This is a genomic window from Candidatus Nitrosopumilus sp. SW, from assembly GCF_006740685.1.
Lineage (GTDB): Archaea > Thermoproteota > Nitrososphaeria > Nitrososphaerales > Nitrosopumilaceae > Nitrosopumilus.
The window spans coordinates 1,072,533-1,091,999 of the sequence record NZ_CP035425.1 but is presented as its reverse complement, the minus strand read 5'-3'; the positions used below and the strand labels follow the sequence as shown (position 1 = coordinate 1,091,999).

The 19,467-nt window shown below is 36.6% G+C and carries 23 protein-coding genes and 5 tRNA genes; 9 read left to right on the top strand and 19 right to left on the bottom strand.

Annotation, left to right across the window (positions count from 1 at the left end; all coding sequences use genetic code 11):
* Positions 1-6: 6 nt before the first annotated feature.
* The 3 genes from pdxT to Nisw_RS06560 are packed head-to-tail and all read right to left on the bottom strand — an operon-like array spanning position 7 to position 2,150.
* Positions 7-621, bottom strand: coding sequence for a pyridoxal 5'-phosphate synthase glutaminase subunit PdxT (gene pdxT / locus Nisw_RS06570; RefSeq protein ID WP_141977565.1), 615 nt, complete (start codon positions 619-621; stop codon positions 7-9).
* Positions 618-1,586 (bottom strand): pyridoxal 5'-phosphate synthase lyase subunit PdxS, encoded by a 969-nt coding sequence (pdxS, locus tag Nisw_RS06565; protein ID WP_141977563.1) that lies wholly within the window; start codon positions 1,584-1,586, stop codon positions 618-620. Before pdxS ends, pdxT begins: the two co-directional genes overlap by 4 nt.
* Positions 1,587-1,616: 30 nt before the next feature.
* Complete coding sequence (locus Nisw_RS06560; RefSeq protein ID WP_141977562.1) at positions 1,617-2,150, bottom strand: hypothetical protein; 534 nt, start codon at positions 2,148-2,150, stop codon at positions 1,617-1,619.
* A gap of 91 nt (positions 2,151-2,241) precedes the next feature.
* On the opposite strand from Nisw_RS06560, the gene Nisw_RS06555 reads away from it, so the two are divergent.
* Positions 2,242-2,318, top strand: a tRNA-Trp gene (locus Nisw_RS06555).
* Here the strand turns inward: Nisw_RS06555 and Nisw_RS06550 are convergent.
* Positions 2,319-4,601 (bottom strand): aconitate hydratase, encoded by a 2,283-nt coding sequence (locus tag Nisw_RS06550; RefSeq protein WP_141977560.1) that lies wholly within the window; start codon positions 4,599-4,601, stop codon positions 2,319-2,321. It abuts the tRNA gene before it with no gap.
* A 131-nt stretch (positions 4,602-4,732) separates the two neighbouring features.
* On the opposite strand from Nisw_RS06550, the gene Nisw_RS06545 reads away from it, so the two are divergent.
* The gene (locus Nisw_RS06545; RefSeq protein ID WP_141977558.1) at positions 4,733-5,365 is read left to right on the top strand and encodes a hypothetical protein; all 633 of its coding nucleotides are present in this window, start codon (positions 4,733-4,735) and stop codon (positions 5,363-5,365) included.
* Positions 5,366-5,367: 2 nt separating this feature from the next.
* Here the strand turns inward: Nisw_RS06545 and Nisw_RS06540 are convergent, their stop codons facing one another.
* From Nisw_RS06540 to Nisw_RS06530, 3 genes are read right to left on the bottom strand one after another with little or no spacing between them, the layout of a single operon-like run.
* Positions 5,368-5,934, bottom strand: a complete 567-nt coding sequence (locus Nisw_RS06540) for a hypothetical protein (RefSeq protein ID WP_141977556.1) — start codon at positions 5,932-5,934, stop codon at positions 5,368-5,370.
* A gap of 18 nt (positions 5,935-5,952) precedes the next feature.
* Positions 5,953-6,192 carry an Lrp/AsnC ligand binding domain-containing protein gene (locus Nisw_RS06535; protein ID WP_141977555.1) on the bottom strand — a complete coding sequence of 80 codons (240 nt, stop codon included), beginning with the start codon at positions 6,190-6,192 and terminating at the stop codon, positions 5,953-5,955.
* 43 nt (positions 6,193-6,235) lie between these two features.
* Positions 6,236-6,655, bottom strand: coding sequence for an EVE domain-containing protein (locus Nisw_RS06530; protein ID WP_141977553.1), 420 nt, complete (start codon positions 6,653-6,655; stop codon positions 6,236-6,238).
* Between the two features lie 248 nt (positions 6,656-6,903).
* Between Nisw_RS06530 and Nisw_RS06520 the strand changes: the two genes are divergently transcribed.
* Positions 6,904-7,164, top strand: a complete 261-nt coding sequence (locus Nisw_RS06520; protein WP_141977550.1) for a hypothetical protein — start codon at positions 6,904-6,906, stop codon at positions 7,162-7,164.
* Here the strand turns inward: Nisw_RS06520 and pheT are convergent.
* Both pheT and Nisw_RS06510 read right to left on the bottom strand, forming a co-directional pair.
* A complete protein-coding gene (pheT, locus tag Nisw_RS06515) occupies positions 7,135-8,778 on the bottom strand; it encodes a phenylalanine--tRNA ligase subunit beta (protein ID WP_141977548.1) in 1,644 nt (547 codons plus the stop codon). The genes Nisw_RS06520 and pheT overlap by 30 nt on opposite strands.
* Positions 8,769-10,154: a phenylalanine--tRNA ligase subunit alpha gene (locus Nisw_RS06510; protein WP_141977546.1), complete on the bottom strand. Its 1,386-nt coding sequence runs from the start codon at positions 10,152-10,154 to the stop codon at positions 8,769-8,771. The genes pheT and Nisw_RS06510 overlap by 10 nt, the downstream gene beginning before the upstream one ends.
* A gap of 50 nt (positions 10,155-10,204) precedes the next feature.
* Between Nisw_RS06510 and Nisw_RS06505 the strand changes: the two genes are divergently transcribed.
* Together Nisw_RS06505 and Nisw_RS06500 are read left to right on the top strand one after the other, a co-directional pair.
* A complete protein-coding gene (locus tag Nisw_RS06505) occupies positions 10,205-11,317 on the top strand; it encodes a tryptophan--tRNA ligase (protein WP_141977545.1) in 1,113 nt (370 codons plus the stop codon).
* The gene (locus Nisw_RS06500; RefSeq protein ID WP_141977543.1) at positions 11,314-11,595 is read left to right on the top strand and encodes a hypothetical protein; all 282 of its coding nucleotides are present in this window, start codon (positions 11,314-11,316) and stop codon (positions 11,593-11,595) included. The genes Nisw_RS06505 and Nisw_RS06500 overlap by 4 nt, the downstream gene beginning before the upstream one ends.
* Before the next feature lie 146 nt (positions 11,596-11,741).
* Here Nisw_RS06500 and Nisw_RS06495 read toward each other — a convergent pair whose 3' ends face one another.
* The 5 genes from Nisw_RS06495 to Nisw_RS06475 all read right to left on the bottom strand — a co-directional run bounded on the left by Nisw_RS06495 (position 11,742) and on the right by Nisw_RS06475 (position 15,116).
* A complete protein-coding gene (locus tag Nisw_RS06495; protein WP_141977541.1) occupies positions 11,742-12,710 on the bottom strand; it encodes a CxxC-x17-CxxC domain-containing protein in 969 nt (322 codons plus the stop codon).
* A 75-nt stretch (positions 12,711-12,785) separates the two neighbouring features.
* Positions 12,786-13,115 carry a hypothetical protein gene (locus Nisw_RS06490; protein WP_141977539.1) on the bottom strand — a complete coding sequence of 110 codons (330 nt, stop codon included), beginning with the start codon at positions 13,113-13,115 and terminating at the stop codon, positions 12,786-12,788.
* Between the two features lie 52 nt (positions 13,116-13,167).
* The gene (locus tag Nisw_RS06485; RefSeq protein WP_141977537.1) at positions 13,168-13,644 is read right to left on the bottom strand and encodes a phosphopantetheine adenylyltransferase; all 477 of its coding nucleotides are present in this window, start codon (positions 13,642-13,644) and stop codon (positions 13,168-13,170) included.
* A gap of 33 nt (positions 13,645-13,677) precedes the next feature.
* Complete coding sequence (locus tag Nisw_RS06480; protein WP_141977535.1) at positions 13,678-14,742, bottom strand: hypothetical protein; 1,065 nt, start codon at positions 14,740-14,742, stop codon at positions 13,678-13,680.
* Positions 14,743-15,042: 300 nt separating this feature from the next.
* Positions 15,043-15,116: transfer RNA gene (locus Nisw_RS06475), tRNA-Ala, on the bottom strand.
* Between the two features lie 80 nt (positions 15,117-15,196).
* Between Nisw_RS06475 and Nisw_RS06470 the strand changes: the two genes are divergently transcribed.
* Positions 15,197-15,751, top strand: a complete 555-nt coding sequence (locus Nisw_RS06470; protein ID WP_141977534.1) for a thioredoxin family protein — start codon at positions 15,197-15,199, stop codon at positions 15,749-15,751.
* Between the two features lie 33 nt (positions 15,752-15,784).
* A tRNA-Ile gene (locus Nisw_RS06465) sits at positions 15,785-15,859 on the top strand.
* Here the strand turns inward: Nisw_RS06465 and Nisw_RS06460 are convergent.
* Positions 15,860-16,753 (bottom strand): B12-binding domain-containing protein, encoded by an 894-nt coding sequence (locus Nisw_RS06460; protein ID WP_141977532.1) that lies wholly within the window; start codon positions 16,751-16,753, stop codon positions 15,860-15,862.
* 119 nt (positions 16,754-16,872) lie between these two features.
* Here Nisw_RS06460 and Nisw_RS06455 point away from each other — a divergent pair, with 119 nt between their 5' ends.
* Positions 16,873-17,256 carry a hypothetical protein gene (locus Nisw_RS06455; RefSeq protein ID WP_141977530.1) on the top strand — a complete coding sequence of 128 codons (384 nt, stop codon included), beginning with the start codon at positions 16,873-16,875 and terminating at the stop codon, positions 17,254-17,256.
* Positions 17,257-17,263: 7 nt separating this feature from the next.
* On the opposite strand, the gene Nisw_RS06450 is transcribed toward Nisw_RS06455, so the two are convergent.
* A tRNA-Leu gene (locus Nisw_RS06450) sits at positions 17,264-17,387 on the bottom strand.
* 91 nt (positions 17,388-17,478) lie between these two features.
* On the opposite strand from Nisw_RS06450, the gene Nisw_RS06445 reads away from it, so the two are divergent.
* Positions 17,479-17,552, top strand: a tRNA-Thr gene (locus Nisw_RS06445).
* Between the two features lies 1 nt (position 17,553).
* On the opposite strand, the gene Nisw_RS06440 is transcribed toward Nisw_RS06445, so the two are convergent.
* From Nisw_RS06440 to Nisw_RS06430, 3 genes are all read right to left on the bottom strand, one after another.
* Positions 17,554-18,417 (bottom strand): DNA adenine methylase, encoded by an 864-nt coding sequence (locus Nisw_RS06440; protein ID WP_141977528.1) that lies wholly within the window; start codon positions 18,415-18,417, stop codon positions 17,554-17,556.
* 273 nt (positions 18,418-18,690) lie between these two features.
* Positions 18,691-19,182, bottom strand: coding sequence for a DUF6789 family protein (locus Nisw_RS06435; protein ID WP_141977526.1), 492 nt, complete (start codon positions 19,180-19,182; stop codon positions 18,691-18,693).
* Positions 19,179-19,463, bottom strand: a complete 285-nt coding sequence (locus Nisw_RS06430) for a hypothetical protein (protein ID WP_141977524.1) — start codon at positions 19,461-19,463, stop codon at positions 19,179-19,181. The genes Nisw_RS06435 and Nisw_RS06430 overlap by 4 nt, the downstream gene beginning before the upstream one ends.
* Between the last annotated feature and the right edge of the window lie 4 nt (positions 19,464-19,467).

The following is a 19,467-nucleotide window of genomic DNA, read 5'->3' as shown; positions in this document are numbered from 1 at the left end:
TTGAAATTATTGTTTTGAATCTTTAACTAGATTTACAAAATATTTGTGAACTGCTAAATCATCAGTTAGTTCTGGATGAAATGATGTACCAATGATGTTACCTTTTTTGATTGCAACGATTTTTTCATTAAACTTTGCCAATACTTCAACATCACCAGCAGAAGAGATTGCAGGTGCACGAATAAAGACGCCATTGAAATTTGAAATTCCGATTGGTTCCATTGAGATGTTAGCTTCAAATGATTCACGTTGTCTACCAAAAGAGTTTCTCTCTAGTTGAATATCTAGAAAATCAAATAATGGTTGCTCTGTTTTTCCAACAACCTTGTCACTTGCATTGCTTGCTAGTAACACCATTCCTGCACAAATTCCTAGAACTGGCATTCCAGATTCTACCTTTTGTTTGATTACTTTTTGAGAGCCATTAACTAAAGATAATTGTCCGATTGTAGTGCTTTCACCACCAGGAATTACTAGTCCATCCATTTCAGATATTTCTTCAGGAGTCTTTACAACATGAACAGTTGCATCCTGATTCAAGTCAGCAATTGATGCTACCAATGATGATACATTTTCTGCAACATCACCCTGAATGGCTAGAATTCCAATTTTGGCACTCATGCTGAACCGCCTCTATCTTGCATACGTAACTCTAATGTTTTAACATCTAATCCTAACATTGATTGTCTTTCATCAATCATTTTTTGTGCTTCTTTTACCTTGTCAGTCTCATTCCAGAAGGTAGTTGCCAATACAATTGCTCTTGCACGCTCTGCTGCATCATTTGCATTGAAAATTCCTGAACCAACAAAGATTCCATCACATCCTAATGACATTAGATATGCTGCATCAGCTGGAGTTGCAATTCCACCTGCTGCAAAATTCACAACAGGTAATCTACCAAGTTTTGCAGTCTGTTCTACAATATCATAAGATACTTTGAATTCTCTTGCCATTCTAACTAGATCTTGATTGTCTCCAGAATCATAAATTGATTTTATTGTTCTTAGTTCATCATTTACTTTTTTGATGTGAGTAATTGCTTCAGCAACATTACCAGTTCCTGGTTCTCCTTTTGTTCTGATCATTGCAGCTCCTTCTTCAATTCTTCTCAAAGCTTCTGCCAAGGAACGAGCACCATTTACAACAGGTGTTGTCAAATCCCATTTCCAGATGTGACGTAACTCATCAGCTGGAGTCAATACTTCGGATTCATCAATCATGTCAACATCTGTCTCTTGTAAGACAAGTGCTTCGTTAACATGACCAATTCTACATTTTGCCATTACAGGAATTGTAACTGAATCCATAATTTCTTCAATAATTCTAATACTTGCAGTTCTTGCAACGCCACCTGCCTTTCTAACATCAGATGGAAGTTTGTCTAGTACCATTACTGAAACTGCGCCTGCTTCTTCTGCAATCTGGGCTTGCTCTACATTTGTAACATCCATTACAACTCCGTTCTTTAGCATGTGGGCAAATCCACGTTTTAGAGTAGAGGAACCACGAATGACATCAGATGATTCTGATTTTTCAGAAATTATTCCCTTTGCGTCTTTACGTTCTCCAGATAGTGGAAGCATGTTCTAATTTTTGCTAGAGGCTATTTGTACCTATTCACTAATTTCTGAAATAATTTGGTCTAGTTCAGCTTCGACCATGGTAATAATTGGAGGGATAAAACCATCAGTTGCACTTTGTTCTGGCCAATGGATTTCCTGAGCGCGTCCATTCAAAGTTATTTTTACATTAGATTTTTGAAACTCTGTTGCATTCTCTAGAATTGGAAATGATTCAGATGGAATTTGCATAAATCCAGTTTCCTTGATTAGTGCCTTTATTTTGTTTAGTTTTTTCTCATCTAATTGTGACCGAATGTCGGGCTGAAGGTATCCTTGTTCAGTTACAGAATATTTTATCTCGCCGTCATTTTTGATTGTTAGAATCTCGGTCTTTTGTGCACCAGTACGTTCAGTTACACCATAATCGATTTTCTTTAGTTGATGTTTTGTGTATTCGATATCGATTCTATCAAAAGAGTTTGCAGCAGAAATTGGAATTTCATTTTTAGTTAGCAGTGGAACTGAAATCAGTAATGCAACGATAACAGGAATTGCTCCTAGTGCAATTAACATTTTTTTTACCATAATTTGCTCGACTGTTACAAATTGATGAGTATTGCAAATAAATCTTGGTTAAAAATAAGTTAAAATTCTAGATGAATATGTCGATTCTTGTGGGTCTGTAGTCTAGCCTGGTAGGACGATGGTCTCCAAAACCATCGGTCGTCGGTTCAAATCCGTCTGGGCCCACCATTATCTATTTCTTAGAACATTAAGAGCAGAACCAGCTTTGAACCACTCTATCTGAGCTTGATTGTAAGAGTGATTAAGCATGATTTCTTCTTTGTTTCCATCACTGTGAGTGATGATACATTTGACTTGTTTTCCAGGTGACAAGTTATTCAAATCAACTAGACTAATCTTGTCATCTTCTAGAATTTTTTCATAATCATCAGGATTGCTAAATGTCAATGCTAACAGGCCTTGTTTCTTTAGATTAGTTTCATGAATTCTTGCAAGACTCTTTGTAATTACTGCAGCACATCCCAAGTATCTTGGAGTCATTGCAGCGTGTTCTCTGCTGCTTCCTTCTCCGTAATTGTTGTCGCCAATGATTACCCATCTCATCTGTTTTTCTTTGTACTGTCTTGCGATTTTTGAAAATGATTCTAGTTGATTGTTTAGAACGTTCTTGCCTTTTCCTACTTCGTCATTAAATGCATTAACTGCACCAAGCAGCATGTTGTCACTGAGATTATCCAAGTGACCTCTAAGGGATAGCCATGCTCCTGCTGGAGAGATATGATCAGTAGTACACTTTCCTTTGGCCTTTACCATGATTGGAAGTTCTTCAAAGTCATTTCCATCCCATTTTGTAAATGGCTCTAGTTTTTGCAGTCGTTTACTGTTAGGATCAATAATTACTTCAACATCATCAGAGTTTTCTGGTGGCGCAACAAAGATTCCTTCAGGTCTCATGAATCCCTCTTTAGGAACTTCTGGAGCTGGCTTTGGAGGTTCTAGCTTGAACTTTGTTCCATCAGCTGCAGTCAACTCATCAACTAGTGGGTTAAAGGAAAGTCTTCCACCCAAAGAAAGTGCAATAATCATTTCAGGACTGCCAATGAAATTCAGTGTACTTCTATGACCGTCATTTCTTCCAGGGAAATTTCTGTTAAATGTTGTAACAATAGTATTTTCTTCATCATTGTCTAGTTCAGGTCTGTTCCATTGACCAATGCAAGGACCACATGCATTTGCTAGAACAGTTGCACCAATGTCTTTTAGTGAATCCATCTGTCCATCACGTTCTATTGTTCCTCGGATTTGCTCAGAACCAGGAGTAACCAATAATGGAATCTTTGCTTTGATGCCCTTTGCTTTTGCTTGCTCAGCTAGACTGGCAGCTCTTGACATGTCTTCATAAGATGAGTTTGTACAACTTCCAATTAGTGCAACAGAGATTGGATCAACATAGTCATTTGATTTTACATCATCAGATAGTTTTGAAATGGAGCGTGCCAAGTCAGGAGTGTGTGGTCCAACAATGTGTGGCTCTAATGTTGAAAGATTAATTTCAATTACTCTATCAAAGAATTTTTCAGGGTTTGCTTCTACTTCAGGATCAGCTACAAGAGAATCTTTGTTTTGGTTTGCAAGTTCTGCAATGTCGCCTCTGTTTGTATATTTGAGATAAGTCTCCATTCTCTCATCATATGGAAATACAGAACATGTTGCACCAATTTCTGCACCCATGTTGGTAATTGTTGCTTTACCAGTACAGCTAATTGATTTTGTTCCAGGACCAAAGTATTCAACAATAGAATTAGTTCCACCTGAAACTGTCAGTTCTTCGGCAACTTTTAGAATGATATCTTTAGGTGCAGTCCAGCCGTTTAATTCACCAGTTAGTTTTACACCAATTCTTTTTGGATATAGTAATTCCCAAGGCATTCCAGCCATAGTTTCTGCTGCATCAAGGCCACCAACACCTATTGCAATCATTCCAAGGCCACCTGCATTTGGTGTGTGAGAATCAGTTCCAATCATCAGTCCGCCAGGAAATGCATAGTTCTCAAGAACTACTTGGTGGATAATACCGGCACCTGGTTTCCAGAAACCACAGCCATATTTTGCAGCAGCTGATTGCAAAAATTTGAAGACTTCGCTGTTCTCATCTAAAGAAACTTTCATGTCAATGTCACCTTGAACTTCAGCTCGAATCAGATGATCACAGTGGACAGTTGTTGGCAAAGCTGTTTGTTTGAGTCCTGCTTGCATGAATTGCAGCATTACCATTTGTCCTGTTACGTCTTGTAGTGCGACTCTGTCAGGTTTTAGAAAAACGTAATCTTTTCCGCCAGCATAGTTTGTGTCATCAATTTCATTAAAATGTCCAGATAGAATTTTTTCAGTAAGTGTTAGCGGTCGTCCCGTAACATTTCGAAATTTTGCGATATTTTCTTTTAGTTTAGCATAAACTCCTGAAACAAGTTCTGGAGTAGAATCAATATTCACATAATGTAAAAAATTCATCCCGAATTTATTATTTACAATTAAAAAAATTGCAAAAATAAAGCCGCAGGCATGTAAATTCTTAACAATTATAAGCCAAAAGCAGGTTTCTATTACATTGTTAGGGAGTTGCGGATTTTTGAGGTGTAAAAATGGTCAATAAGGGTTTTCCAAAGTTTGGCATGTCTCAAGCAGGTGCATTTGTTGCAGCTCTGAAAAATTACAATTTACCTGATTTCATTTTAGTTCTAGTTGCAAAAGAATGCAAATCAGAGCTTCTTGAAAGAGGAAGAATCGATGACAGATTACAAAGTATGAATGATGATGCTTTAGAATTATTGCACAAAGTCTTTGTTGGTTGCGAAGAAGACAAGGCAGGAAAATATGCTCAATACAGATTCTATGCTTATGTCTCAAGCATGTACCACAAATGTGAGGTTCTAGTTAATGAAACAATTCCGGGTAAAAGCGGCAAGAATCACAAGATTCCTGTAGCAGTAAAAAATAACGGAATGTACATTGCAGTTGCACAAAACAAGGCAACTGGACATCCAGTCAATAAAAAAGATGCAGCCAAGTTCTATGAGATTGTAGATGACATCAAGAACGGTGATCATGGAACTATGTTAACTGATGCAATTTATGGTTCATCAGTAGGATTCAAAGGAGATGCACTAGTTGAATTAGAAGAATTAAGCAAATCAAGAAAAGATGATCCTGAAACCAAATTAGATTTCAAGACAGCAAACTTTGAAAATAATATTTATTCTGTAACAAAGTGTTAATTTTACAAATTTAGTTCTCTAGTATCCATAGCTAGAAAAGTTGGTTTTCCATCAGTTTTTTTGAAGTCATTATCATACTGTTCAAACTCTAATTGTTCAAAGATATGTTTTGTCCAAATGTCATGAACTTCTCTTGCATGTTTTTTTCGTCCCATTTGTCGTAACTGTTCATGAAGTATTTCATGAGAAACAGTTGTACAGTTTTTTTCTGCCAAGTATAGTTCATCGTTTGGTTCCTTTGGTCGTAACCAATACACCATTCCAAAGTTTTCTGCATGATATCCTTCACATGTACAATCAGTCCACATTGGTCTAAAGTGAGTCAGATAGAAATGATAGATGTCTTTTCCTCTTTGTTCATGATCACGCAATAGAGTATGTGTGTCAAGTCTTTGCAGAATACTAGTAGGCTTTGTAATCATCTCATCGCATTGAATCTCATAGTCTTTGCCAAACTTTTCTTTAATCCAAACTTTGAAGAATTGAGCCATCTTCTTGACATATTCATATTCAAACTGACGCTCTTCGCGTTCCTCTTCTTTGACTACAAAAATGAAATGCAGAATCATAATAAGAAAAAAGGGTGTTTATGTCTGGCCTTCGATACCCATTAGGGTTAGTGTTGAACGAATCTTTTCAATTTTTCTGATCTTCCAAGTAATTGTTTCTCTAAGTTTTTCAACAGTATCAGATTCGATCTTGGCCAAAATATCATATGCACCGAAAGTTCCGTGAACTTCTTTGACACCTTCTAGGCCCTTTAGTTGGCTGATAATTGCCTCTTCTGAACCTAGTTCACAGTTGATTAACACATAAGCTGTTGCCATGAAATAATTACAAAAATCGACTATATCAATAAACCGATTACATTCAGTTTTGAGAAATCTTTAAAATCTCATCCCAAATTGGTTTTGGAACAGGCATTACAGACAATCTTGAGATTCGAATAAGCTCCCAGTCTTTGAACTTTTTATTTTTCTTCATCTCATCAAGTGTTACAGGACGCTTTAGTGCTTTTTTGTATTTTACATCAACTACGATAAATCGCTCAACATCTTCTTTTGGATTGGAATATGGTTTTGATGTAACTTGCATTATTCCAACTGCTTGTCTCTCATCACCAGTATGGTAAAAAAATACAAGATCACCAGGTTTCATTTCCCTCATGTGTTTTAATGCAAGATTGTTATGGACTCCGTCCCAAACTGTAGTTTTGTCTTTTTTTAGTTGTTCAAAATTGTAACCTCTAGGTCCGCTAGGTTCTTGTTTTGCCAACCAGTAATTTACCATTTTCAAATTTTGTAGCATCAAGGGATGTTTTATGGTTTATGAAAATTGTTCCCCGGTTCTGACTCGCACAATCTCATTGGTATTTTAGCCAAAACCTCCTTGGGTTCTGAAACCGGGGTTGCCCATAATGTAGCACGCCTGGGTGAATTAGAAATCATTGGTATCATTACGATCGACATCATCCTAATCCGTCTGCGTGCCTGCTCTTGGGCGATTACTAATAGAACCCATCCTACTAAAAACCATTGATGGAAATCAAAAACCTAACACTGTTTTTCATTGGGATGATAGTTTTGATTTTAGGTATACTAATCATAATTTTTGATTATCCGCAGATTCAGTTTTTAGAAAATTTGGATTCAGAGTCGTATTACATGCTTGATGAAGAAAAAAAGAATATTCATCAAAGAATGAAAATTGAATTGGCTGTAGGGATAGGATTTTTTGTCACAGGAATAGGAATGCTGGCAGTATCTTTTCTAAAGAGATTTGAGAATAGACTTAGATAAGGAAATTTCAAACCCGACTACAGGTACGCGGATTTTATAATTTTCAATGATTTTGGAATTGATTTCTCCAATGACGCCAACTGTTTTGTTGTCAATTATCACAGATGCACAGTGACCTTTCTCAAATGTCGGATGCTCTGTAGTTTTTGTTGTAATTTCTAAACCAAATCCTGTCTTTAGCATGGATTGCAAAACAGATTTGATTTCAGTAAAGTTTGCATCCTGGTGTGCACTAACAACAGATAGATTAATTGTTTCAGAGATTGGATTCTCTGAAGAAAAGACAGTTCCAGTTTCAAATAATTTTTGAGGATATGATTCATGAATGTTCTTTGATAGATTTTCTAGCAATCCAGGTAAAATTGAATCACGCAAAATTGTGTGCTCTTGACTTTTTGAATCACGAACAGAGATGATTGTCTTTGGTTCACGGTTTGCCATTTCATAAAGAACTCTTTTGCTTGTTAGACTAGAATTCAATGCTTCAAGATATCCTAGTCCAATCATAGTTTGACTGAGTGATTTTAGTTCTAGCGAAATTGGATTTGTTTGGCCAAGTGTCTGAGAAGGTGTTATTGTAGGCTCGAGATTCTGTATACCATAGCCTAAAGCAACTTCTTCGACCAAATCCATTGGGCCAAAAATATCAAAACGATATGCAGGAATAACACAAACAATGTTTTTGCCTTTTACAGTTGCATCCAGTCTTGATTTTTTTAGTGATGAGACAATCTTTGATGTATTAAGATCTAATCCAAGTGTCTGATTAATCAACAGTGGACTGACAGTCATTTTTCTTTCAGCAAGTTTTGGAGAGGTGTTCTTTGCACCAGAGATCTGAACTGATTCCAAAGAGAATCCTGCACTTTGCAGAATTGTTGCAACAACAGATAACATATCTTCTGCATCTGCCTTGTTTATTCCAGTAACCTCAACAAAGAGATTTTTTGTTTTTGTAGTTACTGTGGTTACTGCTGCATTAATTATTGGAGGAAATGACACAGTCTTGTTATTTGTATCTAGTATCAAAGGCACTTTGGAGAAATTTGCAAGCAAATCCCCATAGTCTTTTCCAACTTCAGTTGTTTTGAGGATTTCATCTACAGACAATTCCTTCTCAGAATTCAGCGGTGTGAATTTGTGCTTTCTATCTGATGTAGTGTACACTAGAGGAAATTGGATTTTATCTAAATCATGAATTCCAATTGATGATTTCTTTCTCTTTCGTCCGATACCAAAATGCAGGTCTTCTTGCATTGCCATGAGTTGCTTGATGGTTTTATCATCAATTTTCCCATTTTTTGCAACAATTCCAGTCACAAACGGTCTTACTTTAGAGACATCAGGTTTTACAGTAATGGAATATTGTTTTGATTTTTTTATTTTGAGTTTGATTGCTCCTGTCTTCAAACCTAACAGCCCTTGCATTCCCAATGCAATACCAAAGTCAGTGGAATAGTCAGGTCTGTTTGGACTGTACTCTATTCGGACTAGATCCTTGTCTTCAGATTCAATGTCCAGTCCTAAGAAAGGCAATGAGTCTGCAATCTGTTTTTTTGAGGCCTTGCCAATTAGTTTTTGAAGACTGGAATAAGATAATTCTACTACTGGCATTTTGTTGCACTCCTCAACCAATTCAAATTGTTATTGTAAAATTCTCTTACATCATCAAGACCATACTTTAGCATTGCAATTCTTTCAATGCCTCCACCCCATGCCAAAACAGGTTTTGTTATACCAAGAGGTTTTGTTACTTCGGGTCTAAAGATTCCCATTCCAAAGAGTTCAACCCATTTTCCTAGTCTTTCATTGTACACCATAGTTTGAAGTGATGGTTCAGTATATGGGAAAAATGTTGGCCAGAATTTTATTTTTGTAATTCCAATTCGTTTGTAGAATTCTCGTTGAATTCCCATCAAGTTTCTCAAGTTTGCATCTTTTCCTACCACTACACCCTCAATTTGATTAAATTCTACAAGATGCTTGTAGCTGACTTTTTCATTTCTAAAAACACGTCCTAGTGAGAATACCCGAGCCTCATCAGGCTTTGTTTCTGCAAGATGTTTTATTGTAACACAAGTAGTATGGGTTCGCAAAACCATCTTGCGTGCCTCATTGATATCCCACTGGTATCTCCAGTTCTTCTTGTGGGATTCAGAAACTTTTTTGATCTGTTCAGGAGTTGCAATTTTTTTGGCAGAAATTCCATCAAGATAGAAGGTGTCTTGCAATTCTCTTGCAGGATGATCCTGCGGAGTAAACAGTGCATCAAAGTTCCAAAAGCTTGATTGGGTCATGTTTCCATAGATTTCTGAAAAACCCAAAGTGACAAAAATTTCACGAATCTCATCAATGGTGTCTTTTAGTGGATGAGTTCTGGCAACAAAGACTTCAGGTACTTTGGCCTCTACATCAATTCCTCCTGAAGATGCATCAAGATTGATTGATTTTGCAGAATCAGTTAACGAAATTTGTTTTGTCTTTACGATTTCCTCTACAACAAAGTCAGGACGTCTCAAAAGTCCAGACAAGTCATCAGAGTCTAGTTTATCAGCAGATAGTTTTTGCTCTCCAATTTGTTTTAGAGATTTTTCTCCAGGCAAAACATCTGGAGGATTTTTTAGGGTGATTTGGTCTGCTGATGCCTCTACCCAATTGTTTTTTCTTGCTAGTCCCATTGCAGGTCCAAATACAGGACCCAGTTCTTTTTGTAAATCAGATAATTTTGATTTTGTTTTTAGTAATTCTAGTAATCTTCTTTCAGGCAATCCTTTTTCAAGAGACTCTTTTCCATTTTTTCCTAAACTAACAAGGCTTGTTTGAGACTCATCAACATTTGCCAGTTCTTTTAATTTCAGCCACTCTATTCCACGTCGAATTTGGTCAGGTGAAAGTTTTGTAGATTCTTCAAGATTTTCAGGAGTCTGTTTAGGATTATCTTTTAGAGATGCAATAATTTTTTTTTCAATATCATGAAAAACCTGTGACAACACCAAAACTTCGAAAAAGACTTTTTAAACCTTAACCTAAGTCAATTTGAATGTCAGCTGACGATTTCATTGTAACTCCTTGGCATGTCGAGGGGGATATCGATTATGATAAACTAATCAAGCAGTTTGGCACTCAGAAGATTTCTCCAGAATTATTACAAAGAATCACAAAGATTACCGGAGAAGATCATTTCATGCTAAGAAGAGGAATTTTCTTCTCACATAGAGAGATGAGCAGAATTCTTGATGACTATGAAAAAGGCAACAAGTTCTTCCTATACACGGGACGAGGTCCATCAGGGCATACCCATATTGGCCACTTGGTTCCGTGGGTCTTTGCAAAGTGGCTACAAGAAAAATTTGATGTTAACATGTATTTTCAGCTCACAGATGACGAAAAGTTTTTCTCAAAACCCAATCTAACATTAGAGGAGACTGGAAAGTTTGCATACGAAAACGCATTGGACTTTATCGCATTAGGTTTCAATCCAGAAAAAACAAAAATCATCATTAACACAAAAAATATTCAAACGCTTTATCCAATTGCAGCTCAGGTTGCAAAGAAGATTAATTTCTCAAACACCAAAGCAACTTTTGGATTTACAAATGACACAAACATCGGCATGATTTTTTACACGTCATTGCAGTCTGCCCCATGCTTCATTGAAGACAAGCCAGTCTTGATTCCTTTAGGAGTTGACCAGGATCCTCACTTTAGACTTACAAGAGACATTGCACCAAAAATTGGAAAACCAAAACCAGCACTGATTCACAACATTATGATTCCAGGACTAGAAGGACCTGGAGGAAAAATGTCAGCTTCAAATGAAAACGGTACTGTCTACACAACAGATGCACCAAATGTGGTAAAAAAGAAGATCAACAAACATGCATTTTCAGGCGGACAGACAAGTGTAGAGGAGCACAGAAAGCTTGGAGGAAATCCAGACATTGATGTATCATATCAATATCTCAGAATATTTTTTGAGCCAGATGATAACAAGCTAAAATCAATTTATGATGATTACAAGTCTGGAAAAATGCTTTCTGGAGAACTAAAAGCAATCTTGATTGAAAAAATAAATGAATTCCTAGCAGTACATCAAGAGAATCGTGAAAAAGCAAAAGACAGAATAGATGAATTTCTTTTTGAGAACAAATGAAAATAACAATTACTTGTGAGGACAAATACGAGGCTCAGAAATTAGCCAGTCTAATCTTCATCAAAGATGGCAATGAGACATTCATCACAGGAATTCTAAATCTTGTAAAAAATGAACTAGTAATATCACTAAAAGACAAATCAGCTCACAGCATTCTACTTGAAAATGAATCAGAGGTAGAACAATTTGCAGATTTTACTCAGTCAATAATTGACAAAGAACACAAAATAATCTCAACCAAAGTACTTGAGAATCAAGTAGAGATTGTTAAAGGTTGAATCTAAGCACCAAATGCAGTCCAGAGTGCTATTACTCCAACTACTGCAATTAGAGAAATCCCTAATGCCTTATGATCGCTATTCATAGTTTAATTTCAAAATTATTATAATTAAAGTGTTAATAAATTCTCAAAGATGATTTTAGATCATCGTGGGAAGAATTTACTTTTCTTCTGTTTAGGTCTTGATTTTTCTTTGGGCTTTGCGATAGGTTGTCTAATTTCATTGCAATTCAAGCACAATACCTTGAGTTCCTCTCTTGCAAGATCAGGTTCTGAGATATATTTTCCCCAGGAGGATGCAGCACCGCCACGTCCAATTTCATCAAAAGTAGAATCATCAGCAATTGGGCTGAATCCTAAAGCTCTTTCATCTTTAAATCCACAACTAGAGCAAACTTTGCCTCCCAAAATTTCAAACAATTTTTCTTTTATTGTTGCATAGAACTTGTCTGAACCATTACTGAAAAAGCTCTCTCGCTTTTTTGAAAATTTATCATTTTTTAGTTTTCTTGGTTTATCCCTACTTGATTCTCTTCTGTCATCTCGAGAATATCTTGAACCTCTATCATCTCTGCGAGATTCTCTTCTGTCGTCTCTGGAATATCTTGAACCTCTATCATCTCTGCGAGATTCTCTTCTGTCGTCTCTGGAATATCTATCATCAGAGTCTTGTGGTTTGTTTTGTCTAAAGCAATCATTACAGTAAACAGGTTTGTTACTTCTTGGGACAAATGGAACTTCACATTCATCACCGCAATCAGCGCAAGTCACTGTTGCAGATTCACGTCTATCATCTCTGGAATATCTTGAACCTCTATCATCTCTGCGAGATTCTCTTCTGTCGTCTCTGGAATATCTTGAACCTCTATCATCTGAATCCTCTGGTTTGTTTTTTCTAAAACAATCGCTACAATATACAGGTCTGTCAGTTCTTGGGACAAATGGAACTTCACATTCATCACCGCAATCAGCGCAAGTCACTGTTGCAGATTCTCTTTTTCTATCTCTAGAAAATCGATCATCCCTGGAATTTCTAAAAGAACGAGGTGCATCGTCTCTTCGTCTTCCTCCAGATTTTTTCTTATCAGAATACTTTGATTTGTAAAGGTCCATGATTATGATTATGGGAATTCTTCTGGTTATAGATACTTAGAGGTCTCATTTGTGCCTAGAATAAAAAAAATGCAATCAAACTAGGGATTTATCCATTTCAGTGGACATTATTTCTTGAACTTTGAGAAAATACAATTTTGTTGTATATGGCATGTCATCAAGATTATTGTCAACTACAATCATGAAATAGCGAACTGCACGTTTTGAAATATCGAGATTAAATTTCATTGGCAATATTGGGTCTTGATGAACTTTGATTTTGTCTTGCAGCCAAGGTGGTGCCATCTCAATTGTTTCTTTGATAATTTTATCATACCAATATGACAAGTTCTGAGGATGCAATCCCTGCTTTAGATTAGAGACATCTGTGTCTATCTTCTTCATCATGTAGGGGATAATTGCCATGAGCCTGAATCTTAGAATTTTGTTTTATTGCAATTACTCAAAGTTCTGCAAGCTACTTGTCAACTGATAACAAGTTTCCTTCTGAATCAATTTCCGAGTTCTTGATTCTAGTAGTAGATATTCTAGAGCCATCTTTTGCCAAGAACATTGGTACTGTTATGACTTTGACTGGAGAGAGGTTCTTTTGAGCCCTCAACTCATTTAGCACATCTCCCTGATTGCTTGTCTCATCACTTACAACAAGGGCTTCTACTTCTGGTTCTAAAACTGCAGGTCCAAAATCATTATCCAGTTTACTGATTTGAAAAGAAGAGTTTGGAAATTCTTTGAATATAGTTTCAGTTAGATTTGCCAATCGTTTTTCATAATTGTTTAAAGGAGTCTTTCCTTTGCTTTTTGCAAGCTCATCACTAGTCAATCCAATTATTACTTTGTCTGATATTTCAAATGCATTTGATAGTAACGTGATGTGTCCTCTGTGAATAATATCAAATGTCCCACCCATTGCAACTAGAGAAAATTCAGACATGACAGCTATTGAGCTTCTTTGAAAATAAACCTACTACTGGACATTAATCAATACAAACGGACCCTGTTCTGCTATTGGGATATCATTTCTGTCCCAGACAAATGTCTCAATGAAATAGAGTCCACTGTTTTTTGGCATCCAGTCTATTGTTGGTGATTGAAGTCCCGTTCCAATAAAGCGCCCATCATCTTTTCCAATATACTCTACCATTCCGTTTCCGGCCTCTTTGATTTGCACATAGTACGTGTATGGTGTTTCATTGGTACTTGGGTCGGCGGCAAATTGTATCCAAGTTTCACTCTTGATGTTTACAATAGAGTTTACTGGAATTTCAGAAAGTTTCTCTCCTTGAGAATTTGTTACAGAGACATTAGAGATTGAAACTAGTTTTGTCAATGCTTGAGGTTCAGGAATTTCTATGTCAACAAAGTTAGAAGAAAAGACATCAGATTCGGCAAATAACAAAAATCCTACGGCTCTTGCATCAATTTGCTTATTGACATTAAAGGAGACTTCACTATCAGATTCTACATCACCTAGTTCAACTGTAATTACTTCAAGGATTCGAGGAGGTTCAAATCCATCATACAATGCCATGTAGACATTGGTGTTAGAGTTTGGAGCCCCACTGTTTTGCAAAACCCCTTCAAAACGAAGATGTCCATCAAATGATACTTCACTAGAATATACTGTAAGGCCTCTTTGTTTTGGAGATGAGGAATCAAATCCAAGTAGAGATACTGATGCTTGAGTTATTGCAGGGTTTGGAGTTTCAGAGCGAATTGCAAATGGAGATTCCCCGTTTGGAGCAATTACCTCAAGTGTGGTTCGTCCACTGCTTACCTCTAGTGGGCTAGGATCAAAATCATCAAAAAAGTTCACTTGAATCATTACGTTAGTTACAGGGGTTTGGGTATTGTGATTTTTGACATTGCCAACTACAACAGTATATCCATCAGAGTCCTGATAGACAAAAGGTGTTTGAGTGGTAATGGATACAGAAAGTGTTGAAGGAGTGTCTGTAACTTCAGCAGAAAAGGCTTGAGAAAACGGAACTAGTAGAAAAACCAAAAATGCAGCAAGGATAATTTTTGACATCAAGATTTCTTGGGAATAGGGATTAATTTTCTAGCATATATCATATAGTGAACAAGAAAGGTAACATCGTTTAACCTAGTTTACACTAGAAAAATAAAATAATAAAAAGAGATGTAAGATTTAGTTTCTCTTTGCGGTAATTGCTAACCAGTAAATTAATCCTGGAGCTAAACCAACTATTAGCGGAATGAATACCGGCCATCCGTCTACTGCGCTTGCCATGAGAAAAAACGGAAACTTGTCCTATTTAAATCCATTTAGCCGTTCGATATTCAGCGTGGATCGCGCATAAAATAGAAGTGGACCGGACGGAATTTGAATCCGTGACCCCCCGCGTGCAAGGCGGGTATACTACCAGGCTATACTACCGGCCCACACGAGACTTGATTTATCTGTGGATTTTAATTGTTGTCTTCTTGGCAAGAATTTTATTTGAAAACAAGAGCGTTTACTCATGGTACTTTTAGAATCTCAAGTCAAGCTAAAGACAGGAGATGTCGCACCTGACTTTGACCTTTTAGGAATTGATGATAAAAAACACGCATTGGGAGACTACAAGGATTACAAAGGATATCTCGTAATCTTCATGTGCAATCACTGTCCTTATGTCAAAGCCAAAGTCGATGCACTCAACGAGTTGTATGAAAAGTGCGGCAATGATGTTGCCATGATTGCAATTAACAGCAATGATTCTACTGATTATCCTGAAGACAGTTTTGAGGCAATGAAAGAGACTGCAAAGGAAAAGGGATTCAAGTTTGATTATCTAGTTGATGAGACACAAGAGATTGCCAAGAAATATGGCGCAATGTGTACACCAGACCCATTCTTGTTTGATGCTAAAAAAGAGCTAGTATTTCATGGAAGAATTGACAATGCAATGAAGCCAGACGATACTGCAACTGAAAAGACAATGATCAACAATATCGACAAACTAGTATCAGGTCAAAAAATTGAAAAAGACTTTGACCCATCTATTGGCTGCTCAATCAAGTGGAAAGAAAATTAGACTTAAATGACTCTGGCCTAGAGATTTCTTCGTGGGCTCGTAGCTCAGCTTGGCTGGAGCGTTCGACTGATAATCGAAAGGTCATGAGTTCGAATCTCATCGGGCCCATTATTTCAAATTCTGATATACTGTCTGAGACCACTGAATAATTTCATCTAGTTTTTGCGTCACAAGATCAGACTCGGTTTTTGCTTTCTTAGTAGCATTTCCACACAGTACCAATTTCATACGTTTTCCAGACTTTGACTTTGTTGGATTAATTGAATCAGCAAAAAAGTTCAGGGCCTCATCAGTTTGCGAGAAAACCAATACAACTAAAACGCCAGGTTTTTGTTTCCAAATTTTTGAAACTAGTTTTTGAAAATCAAGATCAAATAATACATCAATAGCAGATGACATGTCACCCAAATGAGAAACCCTCCACCCATCTGAATGAAACATGGTAGAAGCAGCTTCAGCAAGCAGACTGCTTTGAAAATCAGCAGATATGACAACTACATTTTTTTTAGAATCAGCAACTATTGGGATTTGATTTAGTATCTGAAGAGATTTTGAAATTATAGTTCGAAGTAGGTTTTGCTCTGCAGTTCCAATCTTTCCCTCATCAAACAGACTTTTCACAGATTCAATTGCAGGAGAAATGACCTCAATTATCAAGCGATTAACAGTAGCACCTGAGTGAATGGAGTTTCTAATCAAAGAATAGACTTGGTCTTCATTTCCTTTAATCAAGTAATCAAGAAACTGAGGTGCTACTTTGAAATAATCATCAGGAAAGTTGAATGATTCTTGTCCTGGCTCTAAAAACCACAATGTGATGTTTCCAATATTTTTTTGACGTACCAGTCCTTCAACTGCAAAGACCTTGAGGTACTTTGTCATGGTGACACGATTCACTTTCATTTTTTCTGAAATCTCAACACCAGACATTCCGGATTCAGAATCTTTCAAAACTGAAATTAGTTTTTCACGAATCTCTTCTTCAGAATATCCTTTTCCCATAATTGCTCTTGGACCAAGCTATTGTATAAAGACTAATTTTCATTAACTTTGAAAATCCATTTTTTAAAATAAAATCTTATATACAGGGGTACCTTAAAGTACGGTAAGAGGAAAGTAAATTGCCAAAAGCCGGATTCAAATCAATTACCGTTTCAGAAACTGTTTATGATAAATTCCAAGAAGTTTATCAAAAGAGTAAAGACGACCTTGCAATGAAAGGTGTCAACAGTTTCTCAGGCTATGTTACTTACATGTTAGAGGAGATGATGCAAAAGGACAAAACCTTTGCAAGATATGCTCCAAAGATTGAAAAGATTTCAGTCGATGATGATAGAATTATTCTAAAGGACAATATCAAAAACAGAATTGCCGAAGTTGCAGTTCAGAAAGGAGAGTTGTATTGCCAGCTCTGTGATGAGAAAGATTGTGTCCATGTTGGTTATGTCTGGTCCATACCAGAAGTCTATGAAGTTCTAAACGCTAGAGGAATTAAACAGAAATAGTTGTGTATGGAGGAGGTGGGATTTGAACCCACGAACTCCTGAGAGACAGGATCACCCATTATTTGATCTTAAGTCCTGCATGTCCAAAAGCACAAGATGTGCTTACTTTGGCCAGGCTTGATTACTCCTCCAAAAGGGTAAAAATCTGTGTGAAATTTAACAGTTTACAGATTTTGCCAAGATAATGAAGAATTATAAGGATTTTCTACAGGGTGAATTTGTGCTTCGATAGCTCAGCCTGGTAGAGCGTTACCTTGGTAAGGTAAAGGTCGCGGGTCCGGATCCCGTTCGAAGCTTCTAATAATTTTTAATCAATAATTCAAAGTGACCAGTTCTCTTTTGAGAATTGGAATTGATTGAGCGGTTTGCTCGAATCTTGTTTACTTTCCAAGGTTTTTCTGAGAACATATCTGAAACTTGTTTTGAATCAGAATTTGATAACAATACTTTGCATCCTTTAGAATCTAGTTTGTTGCATAACTCGGCTAGCCTTTCCAAGTCCTTGTCTGTAAAGTCCTTGTTAGTATAACTTGTAAAATTGGCAGTATCACTTACTGGCTGGTATGGTGGATCAAAGTATACCAAATCTCCCTTTTTGGCATCACGTAGTACTGCCTCAAAGTCTTGGCATTTGATTGCAACTTTGCTTGATTGCAGAATTGAACTGACAGAACGTAGGTTTTCCTCATTTACGATATTTGGATTTGTGTATCGTCCTAGTGGAACGTTGAATTTTCCTTTGCTGTTTACTCTGTACAATCCATTAAAGCAGGTTCTATTCAAGAAGAGCAATCTTGAAGTCTTTTCAATTTCGCTTCTTGGGTTTGATTCTCTAACAGAGTAATAGTAGGATTTTGAATCTTTATGATAATTTCTTTCATGATTTTTTAGTGATGAAATTAGGTCATCAATTCTATTGCGAATTGTAGTATATGCTAAAACCAGATCAGAGTTCAAATCAGAGATGCTGCATTTTTGACCGTTTCTTTCTGTAAGGATGTGGAAGAGCAATGCACCCCCTCCAATAAATGGCTCATAATATGTCCCAAAGGATTTTGGTAAATTCTCATTTAGAATAGGAATTAGTTGGCGCTTGCCGCCGGCCCATTTTACAAAGGGTTTTGGGATAACCGTTGATACTTGGGAGTATACTTGTTTCAATAGTTAGTATCACAGAATTTTTTAACTCTTAGGAACACAAAAAAAATTGATCTCGAACTAACTTTTTCCTAGTTGAGTAAGAGCTTAAATACAAACTTCGTAATTTTCTCAAAATTGTAAGATTCTACTTTGAGAGATGATTATGAACGTGTCCATCTACAAACAGGTTACAGTTTGTACAATCAAAATTCAAAGGTTGATTACAATAAATGCAAAGTCGAGTTACCTGTAATTCCTGACCACATCTCCTGCAAGAATCAATTCTTATGATATTCAATTTCTCAAACCCTCCTTAGAAATTTGCTTGAAAAAAACCCCAACTACTGCTCCAAAAATGACATGTCGAAATAGAGTCATTGCTGGGACTTCAGAGGCAATATCCAGTCCTGCAATTCCTGCACCTAATGCAGGTAACATTCCAAACCAGACAGTTGTGACAGTAACAGTTGTTCCATAGATTACCCCATGAAACCATATTCTTCCTTTGAGGATTCTGGTAGAGATGGGTAAGAAGACATATCCAAAAAACAACGACAAACCAACACCATTAGCAAGATGGATTGCATGACCTACGGTTTGAGAGTATTCAGATTCACCTATTGTTAAATTTCCAAGAACTGTTACAATATCAAGTGAAACTCCAGTAATAGAAATATCAACATACATTGCTACATTAAATGCAATAGTTCCCAAAAGTCCAGCATAAACAAGACTTGTAAATTTCAAATTTTTGAAAGATATCTGATTTCTGATTGTATCTTTCATGCCGATCTCCTTTCATTTCCAGAATTGAGCCAAGAAGCAAATTGCTTTGATGCTTTTGGAATAATGAATGTCATGTAAGATGGAATTACAATTGCATTGATCAAGATAATTCCCCAGACTGGGATAAAGGTTCCAAATATGTTAAGAGGGACATTCAACGTAAACGCCATCGGAATAGCTACTAAGACAGCAATGAGTGCTCGTCTAGAATATGGAGGAAGACCTGATGAATTGTTTTTGGAATAATTTCTAAAAAAGAAAAAGGAAGGAGTTTTCATCATTTTT